Here is an 18,363-nt window from a genome sequence, read left to right as displayed (position 1 = left end):
GGCCGCCCAGTCGTCAGACGGGACATTTGACTTCCTTGGTCGACCCAGGGCCGGCCAGGGGACGGAAGCACTTCTTGCCGCCGCCGCAGATGGGACATTTCCAACCTTCGGGAAGATCCTCAAAGGACGTTCCGGCCGGAATCTTGCCTTTGCGGTCGCCCCGGTCGGGATCGTAGATGTACCCGCAATTGGTGGTCTGACACTGCCACATGTTCTCAGGCGCGGACATGCTCGCTCCTTTGCCCAGGGACGCCAGGCGTCCCGGTACGGCTCGCGTCGCGTCCACGAAAAGCACTTCGGACATTTCGCGGACAACAAACTGATCCCATGTATTTTCCTTAAAAAATACGCTTGTATTTTTCAAGGGATGCGACGCTAGTCGACCTTGAAAAACGCCTTGGCCAAAGCCTGGCAGACCGGGCACTTCTCGGGAGCCGCGCCGGCGATGGTGTAGCCGCACACCGAGCAGACGTACCAATCCTCGACGGGATAGCCAGCGGGGTCCTTGGCGGCGGCGGAATAGAGCTCGGCGTGGAGCTGCTCCACGGCGTTGGCGAAAGTGAAGCCGCGCTCGGCCGCCTTATCGCCCTCGGCCTTGGCTTCCTCGATCATGGCCGGGTACATGGACTTAAATTCGTGGGTTTCGCCCTCGATGGCGGCCTTGAGGTTCTCGGCCGTGGTCCCGATGCCCTTCATGTTGCGCAGATGGGTGTGGGCGTGGACGGTCTCGGCGGCGGCGGCGGCCTTGAACAGCTTGGCCACGCCGATCATGCCGTCTTTTTCGGCCTGGGCGGCAAAGGCGAGATACTTGCGGTTGGCCTGGGACTCGCCGGCAAAAGCTTCCTGCAGATTGTTCATGGTCTTGGACATCACTTGCTCCTTGTATTGAGTTGGGTTGATTGTTTTCACAAGCCAAGGCAACGGCGGCACACGCCGCGAACCAGCACCTGGGCGTCGCGCACGCGGCCCCAGGCCGCCACTTCCGGCGGCAGATCGGCCAGCCCGGCTCCGAGCATGACGAAATCCTCGATGCCCCCGCACTGCAAGCACACCAGATGGTGATGGGGCGACGCGTCCCCGTCGAAGCGGCTCTCTTCGGCCCCTCCCGGCACCCGGGTCACCAGCCCCCGCGCCTCCAGCGAAGCCAGGGTGCGGTAGACCGTATCCAGGGAAATGGCCGGAGCCGACTCCCGAACTCGCCGCCAGACCGTCTCGGCCGAGGGATGATCCCGGGCTTCGACCATGGCCTTGTATACCAGATACCGTTGGTTGGTAAACTTGAGGCCGCTTTGGGCGAACAGTATTTTGAGGGCGTCGATCTGCATAGGTCTTATTCCTAGTTGCTGTTGATTCCTATCTAGAGACTCCGCCCTGCCTCGTCAACCCCTTTTTTTGGTTTCCGGCCAAAAACTACATCCACCAATGCCGGCCGGCCCGCCACAGGTCGGGCAGGGTCAGCGCCCGGCCTTGACCGAGCTTTTTGGCCAGGTAGACAAAGAGGTAGGCGGCGGCCAGGGCGTCGTGTCGGGCGTCATGGGCGGCGAATTCGGGCAGGCCATAGCGACGGCACAGGCTTGGCAGGTCGAAGGCGGCATGTTCCAGCCCGGCCCCGCCCTCCAGGGACAGGCGTTTTTCTTCGTAGGCCATGGCCAGACGCAGGGTGTCGATGCAGGGCGCGGCCAGTTCGTCGCCAAAATAACGGCGGCTGGCGGCGTTTAAAAACCCCATGTCCAAATCAACATGATGGCCGACGATGACGGCCGGACCGATGAAATCGAGGAGCCTTAGCAAAACGGCCTCAAGATCGGCGGCTTGGCTGAGGGTCGAGGCGGTCAGGCCATGGACCAGGGAGGACTGGCGCGGCACGTCACGCTGCGGCCGGGTCAAAGCGGCGAAGGTCTCGCCGGCCATGATGGAAAGGCCCCGCAGACGTACCGCAGCCACGGACACGATGGCGTCACGTTTGGGATCAAACCCGGTGAGTTCGGTGTCGAGGACCACGAATTCGAGGTCGCCAAGAAACGCCCCGGCCTTGCGCCCGGCCTGGACGGCCCGGTGGGCGGCCAGGGCCGGATGGACCGGGGGCCGGACAAAGGGACGCCTCAGGCGATCCAGAAGACCGCTCAGAAGCCGGCTCATTGCCCGGCCCCCATCCCGGCAAGCATGGCGGCAAGGGTTTGGCGCAAAGCCTCCACGGCGGCAAAGGCGGCCCGGCATTCCTGGCGTTTTCTGGCGGAGAGCATCCCCGGCCGGGCCACGACATCGGGGTCGGCCTGGCCGGCCAGCCGGGCGGCCAGGCGCTCGCCCTCGAAAAACGCCCAGGCCTGGCCGGCGTTTTGGGCCACCGTCTCGGGCAGATGGCCCCTGGCGGCCAGGGCGGCCAGACGCCTGGCCGTGCCGAGTTCCGGCAGTCCGTAAAAGGCCGCCGCCAGCCGGGCCATGGCCGAAACCGCCCCGCTGCCGCGTCCGTCCAGATCGAACACCGGGGCAAAGCCCCCGGCCCGCTCGGCCAGCTTCCCCTGGTGCACCCCAAGCGGCGTCGGCCGGGCCACCACCGCACCCAGGGCGGACAACACCAAGCCCGGGTCCGGCCGGTCCGCGGCCAGCCGCTGCCGGACCGCGTCCAGGAGTCCGGCCCCGCCCACGGCCGGCAGCAGGTCCAGGCCGTCCAGATCGCGGCCCTGGGCAGCCAGGGCCACGAGGCCCGACAGCCGCACCGGACCCAGAAGCCGGCCGCCGCCCAGGCGGCAGGCGGCCAGCTCCTCGGCCAGGGCCGGCAGCACGGCCCGGCAGTAGGTGTCCATGGCCCGCTCCAGGATGTCGTCCCCGCCGCAGTCGACGGCCACGACCGCGTCCAGTCCCTGGCCGGGCAGGAGTTCGCGCCGGGCGGCCGGCCCCAGGAGCAGCCAGCACCATTTGCCCGGCGGCGGGCCGAAACGCCGCTCGGCCAGCTCCACCAGCCGCCCGAGCAGGCCCTGGGCGGTCATGGCCAGGATGCCGCCCACCGTGGCCGCTCCGGCCCCGCGCGCGGCCAGGGCGGCGGCCAGGGGGCCGGCCCGATGGGACAGGGCCATAAGGTCGTCCAGGCCGGCCGCCCGGCGGATGGCCCGCAAGAGGGCCATGGGCGAACGGCCGTGGGCCAGGAGCAGGTCATTGGCCGTGACCAGCCCGGCCGGCTCCCCGTCCCTGGTCACCAGCAGATGGCGGATGCCGGCCTCGGTCATGCGGCTTAAGGCCTCGAAACAGGGTGTTACCGCGTCGATGGCGGCCACGGGCGTGGACATGAGCGTCTCGACCGGAGCGGCAAGGCCCATGCCCCGGGCCACGGCCCGGCGCAGGTCGCGGTCGGTGACGATGCCGATGACCGTGCCCGAAGCCTCGCGCACGAGCACCGAGCCCACACCGGCTTCCTCCATGACCCGGGCCGTGGCCGGCAGGTCCGTGCCCCGGGCCACGGACACGATGCCGGGCGAAGCCACCTCCCCGGCCAGCCGGGTGAAGAGGTAGTCCCCATCGGCCTCGGCCGCTTCCAACCCCAGACCGTCGTCGGCCCGGCAGGCTTGCTTGTCCAGGCAGTTGGCGAAATAGGCGGCCACAAAGGGATGCCGCCTGGCCATGGCGGCATAGGCCGCGCCGGGCAAACGCACCAAAAACGCGTCGCTGGCGGCCACGGCCCGGCAGCCTTCCGATGCGCCGGGAAGCGCGCCGCCAAGGCCGAAGCACTCCCCTTCCCCGCGCGCGTCGGCCAGCCCCGAGGCGTCGCCCTGGCCAACAAACACCACCGAACCACGCTGGATGCAGCACACGGCCTCCTCGGTCGTCTCGCCATCAGGCTCGGCGATGGTCTCGCCTTCAAGGAACAACTCCACCCGGCCGACAGCGGCCAGGATGGACCGTTCGTCCGGCGGCAGGCGGTCAAAAGGCGGCACGACGGCCAGGAAGGCGGCCACGGCATCGGGTTGGCGCGAGGGATCGGGCAGGGACATGGCGGGCCTCCGGGATCAGGTCAGACAGTGCAGGCTAAAGTGGTGCTTGAGGATTTCGGACAACCGGCCGGCGGCGCGCAGGGCGGCGTCGAGATCGGCCAGCGTCTCGGCGGACAGGCGCGCCGGGATCAGGCGGTTGTCGGCGGTTTGTCCCCGGCTCCAGGCCGTGGCCTGAGCAGCCAGGCGCAGGGACTGGACCCGGGCCAGACCGTCCTGCAAGGCCGCGGCGAGTTCCGGCTCCATGCAGCCGGCTGCGACTAGGCCGGCAAGCCGCCCCAGGGTGTCCGGCGCGGCGATGCCGGCCTCCAGGGCCAGGGCCTTGACGCCAAGGACCAGCGGATACACGGCGGCGGCCTTGAGATCGAGGCTGCCATGGCCAAGGCCGAAAAGACCGCTGGGGAGATGGCCGAAAATCAGCGTCGGCGGCCCGAAACGCAGGGCCTCCCGGGCCAGTCCCCGGGTGAGCAAACTCGATTCCATGGCCCGGCGGCGCACCCGCTCGGCCAGGGCGGCGGCCAGGGACGCCTCGCCCCAGACCGGCCGCAGATCGGCCAGAAGCGAGATGAAAAGCACCGCCTCCTCATCCGGGCGGGCGGCGGCGGCGTCCATGGCCGCAAACCAGTCCCCAAGCGGCCGTCGCCAGGCCGAGTTGGCGGCCATGATGCCCTTGGGACAGGGCGGCATTCCAGCCTCGGCCAGCTGGTGTTCCAGTCGAGCGGCAAAAGCGGCCAGGGCCGCTTCGTCGACGCCATCACCGAGGATCAAGGCGTTGTCCTGGTCCGTGGCCAGGAACTGTTCGCGCCGGCCCTGGCTGCCGAGCACGGCCAGGCAGCACGGACCGGCCGTCTCGGGAAGCTTCGGCGACCCTTCCCGGGCCAGTTCGGCCGCGCGCACGAGAAACGCGTCATACAACTGGCTGGCCAACTGTCCGGTTTCCAGGGCGTCGGCCCGGGACACGGCCCGGTCGGCGATAAGCCGGCGGATGCGCTCCAGTTCCCGCCCCAGGGCCAGGCTGTCGGGGGCGGCGGACAAAGCGGCGACAAGGGCGGCGGCATGTGGGTCCATGGCATCTCCGAAACACGGCGACAAACGGCAAAACGGACCGGGGAGAGCCTCCCCGGTCCGTTTGCGAGCGATCACTCCGCGCCCACGCCCAGATAGTTGCGGATCTGCTGGGCGGCGTAGAGGGACTGGGCCCGGGCGTCGGGAACCAGCACCGAACCGAGCCAGCCGACCAGGAAGGCAAAGGGCATGGACACCAGGGCCGGGTTCTTCCAGGGGAAGATGGGGGCGGCGTTGCCGAGGATGTCCACCCAGACCGTGGGCGACAGGACAATGAGCCCCACGGCGGCCACGGCCCCGGCCACGATGCTGGCCGTGGCGCCGAAGGTGCTGGTCCCCTTCCAGAGGATGGAGAGGATGAGCGCCGGGAAGTTGGCGCTGGCGGCGATGGCAAAGGCCAAGCCCACCATGAAGGCCACGTTTTGGCCCTTGAAGGCCAGGCCAAGCAGGACGGCGGCCACGCCAAGGCCGATGGTCGCCCGCTTGGCCACCTTCATCTCGTTTTCCTCGGTGGAGCGGCCGGCCCTAAACACGTTGGCGTAGAGGTCGTGGGACAGCGTCGTGGCTCCGGCCAGGGTCAGTCCGGCCACCACGGCCAGGATGGTGGCGAAGGCGACCGCCGCGATGAACCCGAGAAACACCGTGCCGCCGGTCACTTCGGCCAGGAGCAGCGCGGCCATGTTGCCGCCGGCGTCCATCTTGACGATGACGTCGCGGCCCACGAGCACCATGGAGGCAAAACCGATGATGAAGGTGAGGATGTAGAAGTAGCCGATAAGCCCGGTGGCGTAGAACACGGATTTGCGGGCGGCCTTGGCGTCGGGCACGGTGTAGAAGCGCATAAGGATGTGGGGCAGCCCGGCGGTGCCGAACATGAGCGCGATGCCAAGGGACACGGCGTCCAGGGGATTGGCCACCAGCCCGCCGGGATTGAGCACTTTCTCACCGTAGGTGGCGGCCGCCGCGCCGAAAAGCGCCGTCACGTCGAAGTTGAACCGGGACAGGGCCATGAGCACCATGACCGTGGCTCCGGCCAGAAGCAGCACGGCCTTGATGATCTGCACCCAGGTGGTGGCGAGCATCCCGCCGAAGAGCACGTAGGCGATCATGACCGCGCCCACAATGATGATGGCCGTCTCATAGGGCAGGCCGAACATCATCTTGATAAGTGACCCCGAGCCCACCATTTGGGCGATGAGGTAGAAGCACACGGTCAAAAGCGAGCCGATCGAAGCGGCCACGCGGACGGGTTTTTGGGAAAGACGGTAGGCCACCACGTCGGCAAAGGTGTATTTGCCGAGGTTGCGCAGGGGTTCGGCGATGAGAAACATGATGATGGGCCAGCCGACCAGAAAGCCGATGGAATAGATGAGGCCGTCGTAGCCCTTGAGCGACACCAGGCCGGCGATGCCCAGAAACGAGGCGGCGGACATGTAGTCGCCGGCCAGCGCCAGGCCGTTTTGCCAGCCGGTCACCGAGCGGCCGGCGGCGTAGAACTGGGAGGCCGAGCGGCTGCGCCGGGCGGCGTAATAGGTGATGACCAGGGTGGCGGCGATGAAGACGAAGAAGAAGATGATGGAGGTGGCGTTGGGCTGGCCGATGGTGCTGGTAAACGTGTTCATCCCTGGTTCTCCCGCATGGCGCGTTTGATGGTGTTCACGGTGCTGTCGTAGTCGTCGTTGGCCCAGCGCACGTACAGGCCGGTGAGCAGCCAGGAGGCCAGGATGACGCCAAGGCCCACCGGGATGCCGAGCGTCAGGCGCTGGCCGACGCGTTCGGCGAAGATGTCGGGGCGAAAGGCCAGGATGATGATGAAGCCGTAGTAAATGGACAGCATGAGCGCGGTCAGGGTCAGGGAGACGGTCCAGCGTTTGCGCACGAGGGCGGAAAACTGGCCGGCGTCCGGGGCGTGGGCGGCGGGCGGGGCGTGGTCTGGTTGCATGGATCGTGCTCCTTGTCTCCGGCCTGTGGCCGGGCCGGGGTTGGTCCGGGCGTCCCGTCGGCGACGGCCGCCGCTTGGGGATGGGCCACAAATAGGCGGCCCGCGACAAGGCGGCACGGGAATTTCGGCGGACGGCGGGATTGGCCCCATGGCGGGCGGACGGCGGCGGGAAAACGGGAAAACGCCGTTTACCGGCGCGGGACTACCGTTGGCCGGGACGGACGGTCGAGAAGCGGAGACGGCGGCAACGGGCGAGGCCAGGGCGAAAGACGCCCACGACAAAAGGCGGGCAAAATCGCGCCATGAGGCTCCAGGCGGACCGGGCGGGGTGAAGCTCGTGTCGCGTCCGCGAAAAGCGCCTATGGCGTTTCGCAGGCAACAAACGACAACCCTGCGTTTTCTTAAAAAATACTCTCGTACTTTTTAAGGGACGCGACGCTAGAGCGGCAGTTCGAGCTGCTTGGGGCGGCGTTTTTCGGCGATGAGGCGCTTGAGCTTTCGGGGCGAGACGCCGATGCGGTAAGGCCAGACCGGGCAGGCGGCCTTTTCCCGGCAACGGCGGATGTCGCCGCGATCACCCAGGGTGCAGCGCAGGCAGAAGCGGCGGATGACCCGCACCACACGCACGCCGAAGCCCTCGGGCACTTCCTTTAAGCGCAGCGGATGGAACGGACAGTCGGCATCGACGCAGCCGGCGACCAAGCTGCGCTGGCCGCCCATGCAGGCGGTCAGGCAGTAGCGGCGAACGGCTTCGATGGGGGATACGGTTTTGGCGGCGTCGCCCTGGCGCATGGGTCCTCGCGGAAGCGGCCGGTGGCTCTTGCCGCGCGGCCCGGAATTTCGCCTTCCATAGTCCGGGCCACGGCGGCTGGCAACCGCCCGGACGGCCCTTTTTCAGGAAATGAGCACGGCCAGCGCTTCCCAGGCGGCCAGCGCGCCGATGGCGGCGATAAGCCCGGCCCCGACCAGGGGCAGCCAATGCGCCGCCCGGCCCAGCCGGCCCGAGTCGCCCAGAAACCGCACCCCGGCCAGACACAAAAGGCCCACTCCGGTCAGCACGCCGGCCAACCCCAGACCAAAGGCCGCGCACAGCACCAGCCCCAACCCCGGCCGCCCCAGGGCGATGGCGGCCAGCATCAGGGCCAGGGCCGACGGGCACGGGACCAACCCGCCGGCCACGCCCAGGGCCAGCAAATTGCGCCAGCCGACCGGTTCGGAGGTTCCGCCGACCTGGCTGTACGTCCCTCCTCCATGGCTGTGGGCCGGCCCGCCGTGGTTGTGCAGCGCCTCGTCTTGTCCGCCTGCGACGCCGCCGTGGCTATGGGACGTTCCTCCGTGGGAATGGGGCAAGCCGCCATGGCTGTGAGTCAGGCCCCCATGGCTGTGCGCCCGCTCCTCCCCTGCCCGGCCGCTAAGCCGCCAGAGGCCGCGCGCGGCCATGGTCCCGCCCACGGCGCACATGCCCAGGCCCGAGGCCAGGGCCAGCCAGGGAAGCATCCGCTCCCGTCCCGCCTCGTCGGCGGCCAGCACGGCCGCGCCGCCCAGAAGAAAAACGCCCGCCGTATGGGTGACGGCCACGGTCAGTCCCAGCCAGACGGCATGACGCCAAGTGCCCCGCGCGCCGACCAGATAGGCCCCGACCAGGGCCTTGCCGTGGCCGGGAGTGAGGGCATGAACCCCGCCCCAGGCCATGGCCCCGGCCAGGACACCGGCCAGGGTCCAGGGCGAGGCGGTGGGCTGCTTGAGGAAATCGCCCACCCGTCCGCCGTCCAGCCAGCCGGCGAACTGCCCCAGGCCGGCCGCGCCGCCCTCTCCCATGACGCCGCGAAAAGCCAGCAGCAGGCCGGCCAGTGTCAAGGCCAGACCCAGCGCCCCACGCGCCTTCCCCCGCCAGCCGCCCTCCAGGCGCGGCAGCCAGGCCGCGCCCAGGGCCGTCAGCAAAAAGCCGCAGGCCGCAACGCCCGGCACGAACTGCCAGCCGGCCCGGGAGACGGCCCAGTCCGCCCCGCCGCGCCAGCCCAGAGCCACGCCGAGGCCGGCGGCGCACAGGCCGACCAGGGCGGGACGGCAAGGCCCGGGCCATGCGGCCAACACGCCGCAAACGGCCAGCCAAAGTCCGGCCAGTCCGGCGGCGGCCCGGGGCAGCGGCCAGAGCGCGCCGCCGCAGACGCCGACAACCAGGGCCAGGGGAAGCAGGCAAACGGCCAGCCGGCCGCCGCCGCGCCCGGACTGGGCAGCCAGAAAGGCCAGCCCGGCCAGGGGGAGCAAATGCTCCCAGGAGGTCAGGGGATGGAGCAGGCCGGCGTAGAAATCGCCCACGTCGGCGCTGACCAGATGGGCCAGGGCCGGCTCGGCCCGGCCAAGCAGGAACGTCAAAACGGCCAGACCGGCGGCAATAGCGCGTGACGGCATCATATATCCAACATGACGGCGGTTCGGGCGATGGTGAGGTAGGCCCCGGCCGTGCCGACCACATAGGCAGGAGCATAGCCGGCCCAGGCCGGCCAGGACATGCCCAGCCGGGCAAAGGAGGCGGCCACGGCCAGGAGGGCGGCCACAAAGGCGAGTTGGCCGATTTCCACGCCGAGGTTGAAGCCGAGCAGAGTCGCAATCAGGGCCTCCCGGGAAAGTCCAAACCCGGACAAGCCGCCGGCAAAACCCAGGCCGTGGAGCAGGCCGAAGGCAAAGGCCACCGCCGCCGGCCGACGGATGGCCAGACTCGACTGGCCGCGCAGCTGCCGCACCATCTCCGGGCCAAGGAAAAGGATGCTGAGCGCCACCACGGCGTTGACCGGCTCGGCGCGCAGGCTGACCCACCCCAAGGCGGCGGCGGCCAGGGTCAGGCTGTGGGCCACGGTAAAAGCCGTCACCGTCTCCACCAGCCGCCAGCCGCCCCGGGCCAGACAGACCAAGCCCAGCACAAAGAGCAGATGGTCGATGCCGTAGCCGATGTGGCGCAGGCCCAGGGCCACGGCATCGGTGAAGTCCGCGCCGGCCGAGCCCTGGCCGGCCAGGGTCAGGCCGTCCTTGTCCGGGGTGACCACGGCCGAGGACTCCCGGCCGTCCAGCCCGAAATAGCGCACCACCACCCCGGCCGTGGTGGCGTCGTGGCCGGAAAATAGGATGCGCTTGCCCACCAACCCGCCCGGCGCGGCGATGCGCCAGGATTCCAGATGCCAGTCCGGCAGGCTCATGACGATGGGCGGGCTTATTTGCTTCGCGCCGTCGGGCAGACGCAGGACAAAGGGCAGACGTTGGCCTTCATAGAGCGGCGTGCGCCACAACACGTCAAAGCGTTCGGGAGCGGTCTGGCGCAGTTCCAGCACGGCCGGCCGGGTCTCGTGGGCGTGGGCGGGAGTCGGCGCGGCCAGCAGGCCAGCCAGGACGACGGCGGCAACGGCCAGTGCGATAAGATGTCGCGTCATGGCCGGTCCCCGGCCACGGACGGCGGCAGCAGGACCGTATAACGGGCCAGCGCGGCCGCGTAGGCTTGCCGCCGCTCGGCTTCCAGGCGACCGCGCTTCCAGGCCTCGGCCACAGCCGGCCGAGCCGCCTCGAAAGGCGGCGGCGGGCCACGCCGGGCCGCTTCGACAAAGACCAGATGCCAGTCGCCCAGGGTGGCCAGCGGCCCCTGCCAGGAACCGACCGGCAAGGTGGTGAGCGCGGCGGCGAAGGCGTCGCCGAAAAGAGCCGCCGCCTCGGCCGGGGTCACGTTTTCGGAGCGCTCGGGCAGTTCGGTGTGATCGCCCAGGCCCTGGCCGGCGGCGGCATTCTGGCCGGAGAGCGCATCGCGGGCCTGGATGGCCTCTTCCTTGGCCCGGCCACCCCGGGCGCGGTCGGAATAGGCGCTCTGGCGGAAGGTCAGCTCGGCGACCGGCGCAAAGGCGACCGGATCGGCCTCGTACAGGGCGCGCAGTTCGGCCTCGCTGGGCTCGGGCAGGCTGATCCCCTGCTCCAGCCGGGCGGCGGCCAGGGCGGCCAACCGGCGGCGGACCAGGATGTCCTGGGCCTCCAGGCCGGCGGCCAGGGCCTCGCGCACGAGCACTTCCTCGCGCACCTGCTCGTCGGCCAGCCGGCGCAGTTCGGCGGGCGTCGGCTCCCGGCCCCACTGCATCCGCCACAGCCCGGCCAACTGGCGCACATCCTCGTCTGTTACGACGATGGCCGCGCCCTCGACAACGGCTGTCGGCCCGGACGGCCGGCCATACGTCCCCAGGGCAAAAAGCAATGCGCCAAGCACCAGAAAATGGGTCAACGGCTCGCGCAGCGCCCGCGCCCAAAGCCCCGACGAAACATCCATTCGCATGGCCGCCAGATGGCCCGGCTTGGGAAGCTTTGGCAAGGGGTGTCGCGAAAAACGAGGACCAGAATCGCCTAGGTGCACACGGTGGCGTCTTCACTGGCCAGAAACGGCGTGACCCGACATTGGAAGGAAAAGAAATACGGGTAGTTGTCCTTGATGTGGTCGAGATAATGGAGCCATTGCAGGAGGATCTGGGAATAGATGCGCCTTAAGTCCAAACGCAGATGCTCCCGGTCGCAGTCCGGCAGCGCGTCGAGCTTGGGGCGATGGGCCAATTCTTCCTTGAGGTGGAAAACAGCCTGCAAGAGCGAGGTGAAGGTCTCGTGCTCCAGGATGTTGGGGTGCTCCAGCAGACGCACGAGAAATTCGGAATTGGCGGCCAACAGCTTGCCCATGGCAGGCAGGTCGATGGCGGCCATATCGAGATCGTAATGGTAGTTCTTGAGAATCCCTTCGGCTTTCTTGAAGTTTTCCTTGGTCCAGCGCAGCGAGACGTCGCAGCTTTCCCGCAGGGCCGAGGCCCCGGCGTCGGCCCGGATGAGCCGACGCACCAGGGTGGAACCGACCTGGCTGAAAAAAAGCCCGATGAGCATGTCAAGCTTTTCAGCCCGAAGCCGTTTTTCCCGCCGTCCCAAAAACATCTCGGCCGCCGCCGCCAGGATGCCGAAGAACGTGCCACCGCCGGAAAGAATGAGCGCCATGGCCAGCAACTTGCCCATGGGCGTGACCGGGTGGATGTCGCCGTAGCCGACCGTGGCCACGGTGACGACGCTGAAATACAAGGCGTCCAGGGCGGTCAGGCCTTCCACCCGCATGAACCCCAGGGTGCCGATGAGCACCACCCCGAAAAACACGGCGGCAAAGACGTACAGGCGGGCTCGTTCCATGCGGTCTCCAGGGGAGCAGGAGAGAAGAGTGCCCCCGGCCCCCCCATATGGTTTGCGGTCTCCGCGCGCTTCGCGAAGCCTTCCCGTTTGGGGTCGGCGTTTCCCCGGGCTTCAGGCTCCGCCTGAAGCCCGGGGAAACGCCGACCCCAAACAGGGAGGGTCCGGGAGGGGGTAACCCCCTCCCGGCCGCCGGAGCAACGGTGTTCTGAGTCAACCGATAATCAGGGATCTACGCCGCGTGTGCGTACTGTCCCCACGGTTGCCCGGATCGCACCATTGCATTCAAAATCGTTATCAACTTTCGCATCGAAGCAACTGCGGCGACTTTATGTGGTTTGCCGGCTTCCTTGAGGCGATTGTAAAAATCACGTATGACGGGATTGTATTTTTTAGCTGACAAGACAGCCATATATAATACAGATCGAACATCACTTCGACCTCCCCATACACGACGTTTTCCTCGACGCTTTCCGCTGTCACAATTCAAAGGGGCAACCCCAACAAGAGCAGCGATCTCCCGACGATTCAACGTTCCAAGCTCAGGCAGATTGGAAAGGAGCGACCTTGATAGGACATCTCCGACTCCAGGGACGCTCCGGAGCAAATTGTCTCGCTCACGCCAAATCGGACTCGCTCGTACTACTGTGCCAAGATGCGTGTCGATCTCAGACAATCGTTCCTCAAGCCAGTCAATATTCTTCTCTATATCTGCTCTTACCGAGCCATAAGCACGAGTAAAACGATTTTTTTCCATGACAAGCATTCGAATGAGTTGGTTGCGCCTGGACATTAGCGAACTCATTTCTTGCGCTTGCTCGTCCTTCAGAGGGCGTACTTCAGGCTCCATCTGCTTGCCAAAAAGAGCAAGAATCTCAGCGTCAATCTTGTCTGTTTTAGCCAGCCGTCCTTTAGCTCGCGCAAAATCCCGAGCCTGGCGGGGATTGATGACTACAACGGGGAATTTCTTGAGACTCAATGCCGTGGCAACAGGAATTTGAAGGCCGCCAGTCGCCTCGATGATAATAAGCTTTGGACGAAATTTTGAAAATTTCCTGCAGATAGCTTTTATACCATCGGGGTCGTTAACAAATTGAAAGTCATTTCCGTCAGGAAGCGTGTGGACAGCAAGAGTTTCCTTAGAGACATCAATTCCGATGAAACAGTCAGCAGCCATGTACATTCCTCCAGTACCCAGCCTTGTGATACGGGCTCTTAGCCCAAGCAACGGTTCGGGCTTCATGGAAGAAGGGGACGACGATCATGGCTCCGGCTCGAGCTTAAAACTCAAGGCAATTTCGACCTATCGTCCCCTTGACCCCATCAAGCTAACCTCGATGGGGAAACATACAAGGCATCTTCCTCTTCCCTTCGCCTTATATTTCCCGACTTTCGTCCTTGGCGCGGATCTCGGCGCGTTTGATCTTGCCGCTGATGGTCTTGGGCAGCTCGGCGACGAAATCAATGATGCGCGGGTACTTGTAGGGCGCGGTTTCCTTTTTCACGTGCTCTTGCAGTTCCTTGGCCAATTCCGGGGAGCCGGTGTAACCGGGAGCCAGGACGACCGTGGCCTTGACGGCCTGGCCGCGCACGGGATCGGGCACGCCGGTGACGGCGGCCTCGACCACGGCCTTGTGGGTGATGAGCGCGCTTTCGACCTCGAAGGGTCCGATGCGGTAGCCGCTGGACTTGATGAGGTCGTCGGTGCGGCCCAGGAACCAGAAGTACCCGTCTTCGTCCATCCAAGCCTTGTCGCCGGTATGGTAGTAGCCGTCGACCATGACGCTGGCGGTTTTGGCCGGTTCCTGGAGGTAGCCGGTGAACAGGCCCAGGTTCTTGCCGTCTTCGAGCTTGAGGCAGATTTCGCCCTCCACCCCGGCCGGGCAGGGTTTGCCTTCCTCGTCGAGGATGACCACGTTCCAGCCCGGGGTAGGCCGGCCGATGGAGCCGGGTTTGGGCGTCATGCAGGGGAAAGTGGCCAGTTGCAGGCAGGTTTCGGTCTGGCCGTAGCCTTCGTAGATGGAAAGGCCGGTGATTTCCTTCCAGGCCCGGAACACGCCGTCGTTTAAGAGTTCGCCGGCGGTGGTGCAGTAGCGCAGCGCCGAGAGGTCGTACTTCTTGAGGTCCTCGCGGATGAGGAACCGGTAGACCGTGGGCGGGGCGCAAAAGGAGGTCACCTTGTGGGCGGTCATGACGTCGAGAAGCTCGGAGGGCACGAACTTGCCCCGGAAATCCCAGGTGAAGACCGTGGCTCCGGCCATCCACTGGCCGTAGAACTTGCCCCACACGGCCTTGCCCCAGCCGGTGTCGGCCAGGGTGAGGTGGACGTCGCCGGGCTCCAGGTTGTGCCAGTAGACGCCGGTGGTGAGGTGGCCCAGGGGATAGGCGTGGCTGTGCTCCACCATCTTGGGCATGCCGGTGGTGCCGGAGGAGAAGAAGATGAGCAGCGAATCGTCGCCGCCCGGGGCCTCGGCGGTGCGGGGGAAATCCTCGGCGGCGGCGGCGCGGATGGTTTCGTAGTCGAGCCAGCCGGCCGGCAGCGGAGACGCGCCGACCTGGACGCACACGGTCAGGGTCGGGCAGGCGGCCCGGGCCGCTTCCACCCGGTCGACCACGGAATCCTCGGCCACCACGGCCTTGATGCCGGCGTAGTTGACCCGGAAATCGATGTCGTGGGGGGTGAGCAGGTTGGGCGAGGGCACGGGCACGGCCCCGAGCTTGTGCAGGGCCAGCATGGTGACCCACCACTCCACCCGGCGGTAGAGGATGATCATCACCTTGTCGCCCTTGGCGAGTCCCGCGGCCTTGAAGGCATTGGCCATGCGGGCCGATTCCTTGCTGAAATAGGCCAGATCAAGATCGCGCCGGGTTCCGTCCGGGCCGATGTGGATCATGGCCGGCCGGGTCGGGTCCTGGGCGGCCTCGGCGTCGAGAAAATCGAAGGCGAAATTATAGTTCTCGGGCACAGCGATGGAAAATGTCTCGAGCAGCTCACGGTAGGATTTGGGTCGCAGTTTGGCGACAGGCATGGTCTTGGACTCCCGGGCAAAACGGTTGTTGTCTTGTCGATGCACTCCGGCACAGGTCAATTCGGCCAGGCTGCCCGCCGGGACGGCATGGCGGCCCGGCTAGATAATGACGTCCAAAAACTCGGCCGGTTCACCGTCGAGGCCGCGCATGGCGTGGGGGGTGCGGGAGGAAAAATACAGGCTGTCGTGGGGTTCAAGGACCACGACGTCCTCGCCCAGGCGCACTTCCAGCCGGCCGCGCAGCATGTAGATGAATTCCTCGCCCAGGTGGCGGTTAAATTCCATCTCGGACTCGGCCTTGGGCGGCACGGTGACGATGAACGGCTCCATGTGGGGCTTGTGGAAACGGTAGGCCAAAGCCTGGTACTTGTAGGCCTTGCGCCGGTCCACGGACAGCCCCTGGCCGGACGGCACCAGGGAATAATTCATGAGGTGGGCATCGTCGCCGGTTAACAGCGCGGTCAGGTCCGCGCCGCAGGCCTTGGCGACCTCGTAGAGGTAGCTGACGGGAATTTCCTTGTTGCCGGTCTCGTAGGCCGCGACGTCGGCGGCTGTGACGCCGGTGGCCTCGGCCAGGGCCTGGGCCGTCATGCCGGTCGCCTCGCGCAGGCCGCGAAGGCGCATGGCGATCTCCCGGACCGGTCCGATCTCCTTGCTCATGGGGTACCCCTTGGCTCGTATGGTTAGCGAAATGGTTGCTCCCGTCTTTTCGCATGGAAGCCCGGCTTGTCAAACGGTTCTTTCCGAGCGGCGAGATCGGGAAAAACGGCTGGAATTCCGCGCAGCAGTATGGTATTGGGCCACCTTCCTGGGGCACGTCGACTCTCGCCCCGTCCCATCATATCAGCCACGAGGTAGCCATGAGCGTCAAAAAGCTTGGTGATCGCATCCGCACGTACCGGGAACGGCAGGAAATGTCGCGCGAGGAACTGTCGCGCCGCACCGGTCTTTCCGTGGAATTCCTCACCGCCCTGGAGGAAGAGGACGTAACCCCGTCCATCGGTCCCCTGCTCAAGATCGCCCTGGCCCTGGGACAGCGTCTGGGCACCTTCATGGACGACGCCGTGGACAGCGACATCTGCCTGACCTGCTGCGCCGAGCGCGGGGCTGACGACGCCATACTGCGCAAGGCCCGGGGCAAGCGGGCCAGCTACAAATACCATTCCCTGGGCGCGGCCAAGACCGACCGCCACATGGAGCCTTTTTTCATCGAGATCTACCCCGACGAGGAAGCGGCGGCCGAAAAGCCCCTGTCCTCCCACGAGGGCGAGGAATTCATCGTGGTGGTTTCCGGAGAGCTGGAAGTCATCGTCGGCCCGGACCGCCATGTCCTTGGGGCCGGCGACTCGGTCTACTTCAATTCGGTGGTGCCCCACTACGTGGGCTGCGGCAACGCGCCCAAGACCGACATCTACGCTGTCCTTTACATCCCGCAGTAGGCAAAGGAGCCGCCCATGACCTTCGTGCCGCCCCTTCGCGACCTGACCCTGGGAGAACTGCTCAAGGAAACCGCGTCCAAGTTCCCGGACCAGGACGCCGTGGTCTACGTGGACCGGGACTACCGTCTCACCTGGCAGCAGTTCGACGAACTCACCGACGAACTGGCCAAGGGCCTCATGGCCCTGGGCATCCAAAAGGGCGAGAAAGTGGCCGTATGGGCCACCAACGTGCCCTTCTGGGTGGCGTTGATGTTCGCCACGGCCAAGATGGGCGCCGTGCTGCTCACCGTCAACACGGCCTACAAGCGCAACGAGCTCAAGTATCTGCTCACCAATTCCGACGCCGACAACATCTTCATCATCAACGGCTTCCGGGATTCGGACTATATCGAGATCCTCTACGACCTGGCCCCGGAGCTGCGCAACATGCAGCGTGGGGCGATCAGAAGCGAGACTTTCCCCCACCTCAAGCGGGTGTGCTTCCTGGGCGTGGAAAAACACCGGGGCATGTACTCCATCCCCGAGATCATCGGTCTGGCCCGCACCGTCACCGACGAGGAATTGAAAGCCCGGCAGGCCACCTTCAACTGCCACGACGTGGTCAACATGCAGTACACCTCGGGGACAACCGGCTTCCCCAAGGGCGTCATGCTGAGCCACCACAACATCCTGAACAACGGCTACTCTATCGGCCAGCGCCAGCGGTTCACCAATAAGGACAAGCTGCTCATCCACGTGCCGCTGTTTCACTGCTTCGGCTGCGTGCTCGGCGTCATGGCCTGCCTCAACCACGGCACCACCATGGTTTTCACCGAAGTTTTCGACCCGGTCAAATCCATGATGTCCATCGAGCAGGAGAAGTGCACGGCCGTTTACGGCGTGCCCACCATGTTTATCGCCATGCTGGAGCATCCGCTGTTCCCGAAATTCGACTTCTCGTCCCTTCGCACCGGCATCATGGCCGGCTCGGTCTGCCCGGTGCAGACCATGCGGCAGGTGACCGAGAAGATGTACATGAAGCAGATCACCAGCGTCTACGACCTGACCGAAAGCTCGCCCGGCATGACCCAGTCCGACGTGGACGACCCCTACCACTACCGGGTGGAAAGCGTGGGCAAGGCCTTCCCCCACGTCGAAGTCAAGGTGCTCGACCCCGAGACCAATGAAGAAGTGGAGCGCGGCAAGCAGGGCGAAGTCTGCTGCCGGGGCTACAACGCCATGAAGGGCTACTACAAGAATCCCGAAGCCACGGCCAAGTGCATCGACGCGGACGGCTGGCTGCATTCGGGCGATCTTGGCGTCATGGACGAAAACGGCTTCGTGGTCATCACCGGTCGCATCAAGGACATGATCATTCGCGGCGGCGAGAACATCTACCCCCGAGAGATCGAGGAATTCCTCTACACCATGCCGGGCATCGCCGACGTGCAGGTGGCCGGCGTGCCCAGCCGCAAGTACGGCGAGGAAGTGGGGGCGTTTATTATCCTGCGCAAGGACGTGGAGATGGCTCCCGAGGACGTCAAGGACTTCTGCCGGGGCCAGATCGCCTGGCACAAGATTCCCAAGTACATCGCGTTCGTGGAGGAGTTTCCGCTGACCACCAGCGGCAAGGTGCAGAAGTACAAGCTGCGCGAGCTGGCGGGCAAGCTCTTTCCCGAGGCCATGCGGTAGGACAAGGGGCGGGAGGGTTTTCTCCCGACGGATAAAGTCAAGTTACC

Annotated in this window: 18 protein-coding genes; 2 read left to right on the top strand and 16 right to left on the bottom strand. The window is 66.1% G+C overall.

What is annotated here, in order from left to right; all coding sequences use genetic code 11:
• Positions 1-13: 13 nt before the first annotated feature.
• The 16 genes from DMR_RS09345 to DMR_RS09270 form a co-directional block, all read right to left on the bottom strand.
• A complete protein-coding gene (locus DMR_RS09345; RefSeq protein WP_006920538.1) occupies positions 14-229 on the bottom strand; it encodes a rubredoxin in 216 nt (71 codons plus the stop codon).
• A gap of 146 nt (positions 230-375) precedes the next feature.
• Entirely contained in the window at positions 376-870 is a 495-nt protein-coding gene (locus tag DMR_RS09340; RefSeq protein WP_015860664.1) for a rubrerythrin family protein, read from the bottom strand.
• Positions 871-905: 35 nt separating this feature from the next.
• Positions 906-1,325 (bottom strand): Fur family transcriptional regulator, encoded by a 420-nt coding sequence (locus tag DMR_RS09335; RefSeq protein ID WP_015860663.1) that lies wholly within the window; start codon positions 1,323-1,325, stop codon positions 906-908.
• 85 nt (positions 1,326-1,410) lie between these two features.
• Positions 1,411-2,139, bottom strand: coding sequence for a 3'-5' exonuclease (locus DMR_RS09330; protein ID WP_015860662.1), 729 nt, complete (start codon positions 2,137-2,139; stop codon positions 1,411-1,413).
• Entirely contained in the window at positions 2,136-3,986 is a 1,851-nt protein-coding gene (locus DMR_RS09325) for a CBS domain-containing protein (protein WP_015860661.1), read from the bottom strand. The genes DMR_RS09330 and DMR_RS09325 overlap by 4 nt, the downstream gene beginning before the upstream one ends.
• A 15-nt stretch (positions 3,987-4,001) precedes the next feature.
• Positions 4,002-5,051 (bottom strand): DUF294 nucleotidyltransferase-like domain-containing protein, encoded by a 1,050-nt coding sequence (locus DMR_RS09320; RefSeq protein WP_015860660.1) that lies wholly within the window; start codon positions 5,049-5,051, stop codon positions 4,002-4,004.
• Between the two features lie 71 nt (positions 5,052-5,122).
• On the bottom strand, positions 5,123-6,670 hold the full coding sequence (locus tag DMR_RS09315; protein WP_015860659.1) for a sodium:solute symporter family transporter: 1,548 nt from the start codon (positions 6,668-6,670) through the stop codon (positions 5,123-5,125).
• The gene (locus DMR_RS09310) at positions 6,667-6,990 is read right to left on the bottom strand and encodes a DUF485 domain-containing protein (RefSeq protein WP_015860658.1); all 324 of its coding nucleotides are present in this window, start codon (positions 6,988-6,990) and stop codon (positions 6,667-6,669) included. The genes DMR_RS09315 and DMR_RS09310 overlap by 4 nt, the downstream gene beginning before the upstream one ends.
• 438 nt (positions 6,991-7,428) lie before the next feature.
• Positions 7,429-7,782: a hypothetical protein gene (locus DMR_RS09305; RefSeq protein ID WP_006920530.1), complete on the bottom strand. Its 354-nt coding sequence runs from the start codon at positions 7,780-7,782 to the stop codon at positions 7,429-7,431.
• A 102-nt stretch (positions 7,783-7,884) separates the two neighbouring features.
• On the bottom strand, positions 7,885-9,405 hold the full coding sequence (locus tag DMR_RS09300; protein ID WP_015860657.1) for a HupE/UreJ family protein: 1,521 nt from the start codon (positions 9,403-9,405) through the stop codon (positions 7,885-7,887).
• Positions 9,402-10,415 (bottom strand): HupE/UreJ family protein, encoded by a 1,014-nt coding sequence (locus tag DMR_RS09295; RefSeq protein ID WP_015860656.1) that lies wholly within the window; start codon positions 10,413-10,415, stop codon positions 9,402-9,404. Before DMR_RS09295 ends, DMR_RS09300 begins: the two co-directional genes overlap by 4 nt.
• Complete coding sequence (locus DMR_RS09290; protein WP_148208399.1) at positions 10,412-11,296, bottom strand: peptidyl-prolyl cis-trans isomerase; 885 nt, start codon at positions 11,294-11,296, stop codon at positions 10,412-10,414. The genes DMR_RS09295 and DMR_RS09290 overlap by 4 nt, the downstream gene beginning before the upstream one ends.
• Positions 11,297-11,364: 68 nt before the next feature.
• Positions 11,365-12,180, bottom strand: a complete 816-nt coding sequence (locus DMR_RS09285) for a potassium channel family protein (protein ID WP_015860654.1) — start codon at positions 12,178-12,180, stop codon at positions 11,365-11,367.
• Between the two features lie 229 nt (positions 12,181-12,409).
• A complete protein-coding gene (locus DMR_RS23330; RefSeq protein WP_148208341.1) occupies positions 12,410-13,354 on the bottom strand; it encodes an IS110 family transposase in 945 nt (314 codons plus the stop codon).
• Between the two features lie 199 nt (positions 13,355-13,553).
• Entirely contained in the window at positions 13,554-15,206 is a 1,653-nt protein-coding gene (locus DMR_RS09275) for an AMP-binding protein (protein WP_043600400.1), read from the bottom strand.
• 99 nt (positions 15,207-15,305) lie between these two features.
• The gene (locus tag DMR_RS09270) at positions 15,306-15,866 is read right to left on the bottom strand and encodes a helix-turn-helix domain-containing protein (protein WP_015860652.1); all 561 of its coding nucleotides are present in this window, start codon (positions 15,864-15,866) and stop codon (positions 15,306-15,308) included.
• A gap of 200 nt (positions 15,867-16,066) precedes the next feature.
• On the opposite strand from DMR_RS09270, the gene DMR_RS09265 reads away from it, so the two are divergent.
• Positions 16,067-16,645, top strand: coding sequence for a helix-turn-helix domain-containing protein (locus tag DMR_RS09265; RefSeq protein ID WP_015860651.1), 579 nt, complete (start codon positions 16,067-16,069; stop codon positions 16,643-16,645).
• Between the two features lie 15 nt (positions 16,646-16,660).
• A complete protein-coding gene (locus DMR_RS09260; protein ID WP_015860650.1) occupies positions 16,661-18,316 on the top strand; it encodes an AMP-binding protein in 1,656 nt (551 codons plus the stop codon).
• Positions 18,317-18,363: the final 47 nt, after the last annotated feature.

Origin of the sequence: Solidesulfovibrio magneticus RS-1, assembly GCF_000010665.1 — a bacterium.
Taxonomy (GTDB): domain Bacteria; phylum Desulfobacterota; class Desulfovibrionia; order Desulfovibrionales; family Desulfovibrionaceae; genus Solidesulfovibrio; species Solidesulfovibrio magneticus.
This window is presented reverse-complemented; position numbering and strand designations above follow the sequence as displayed.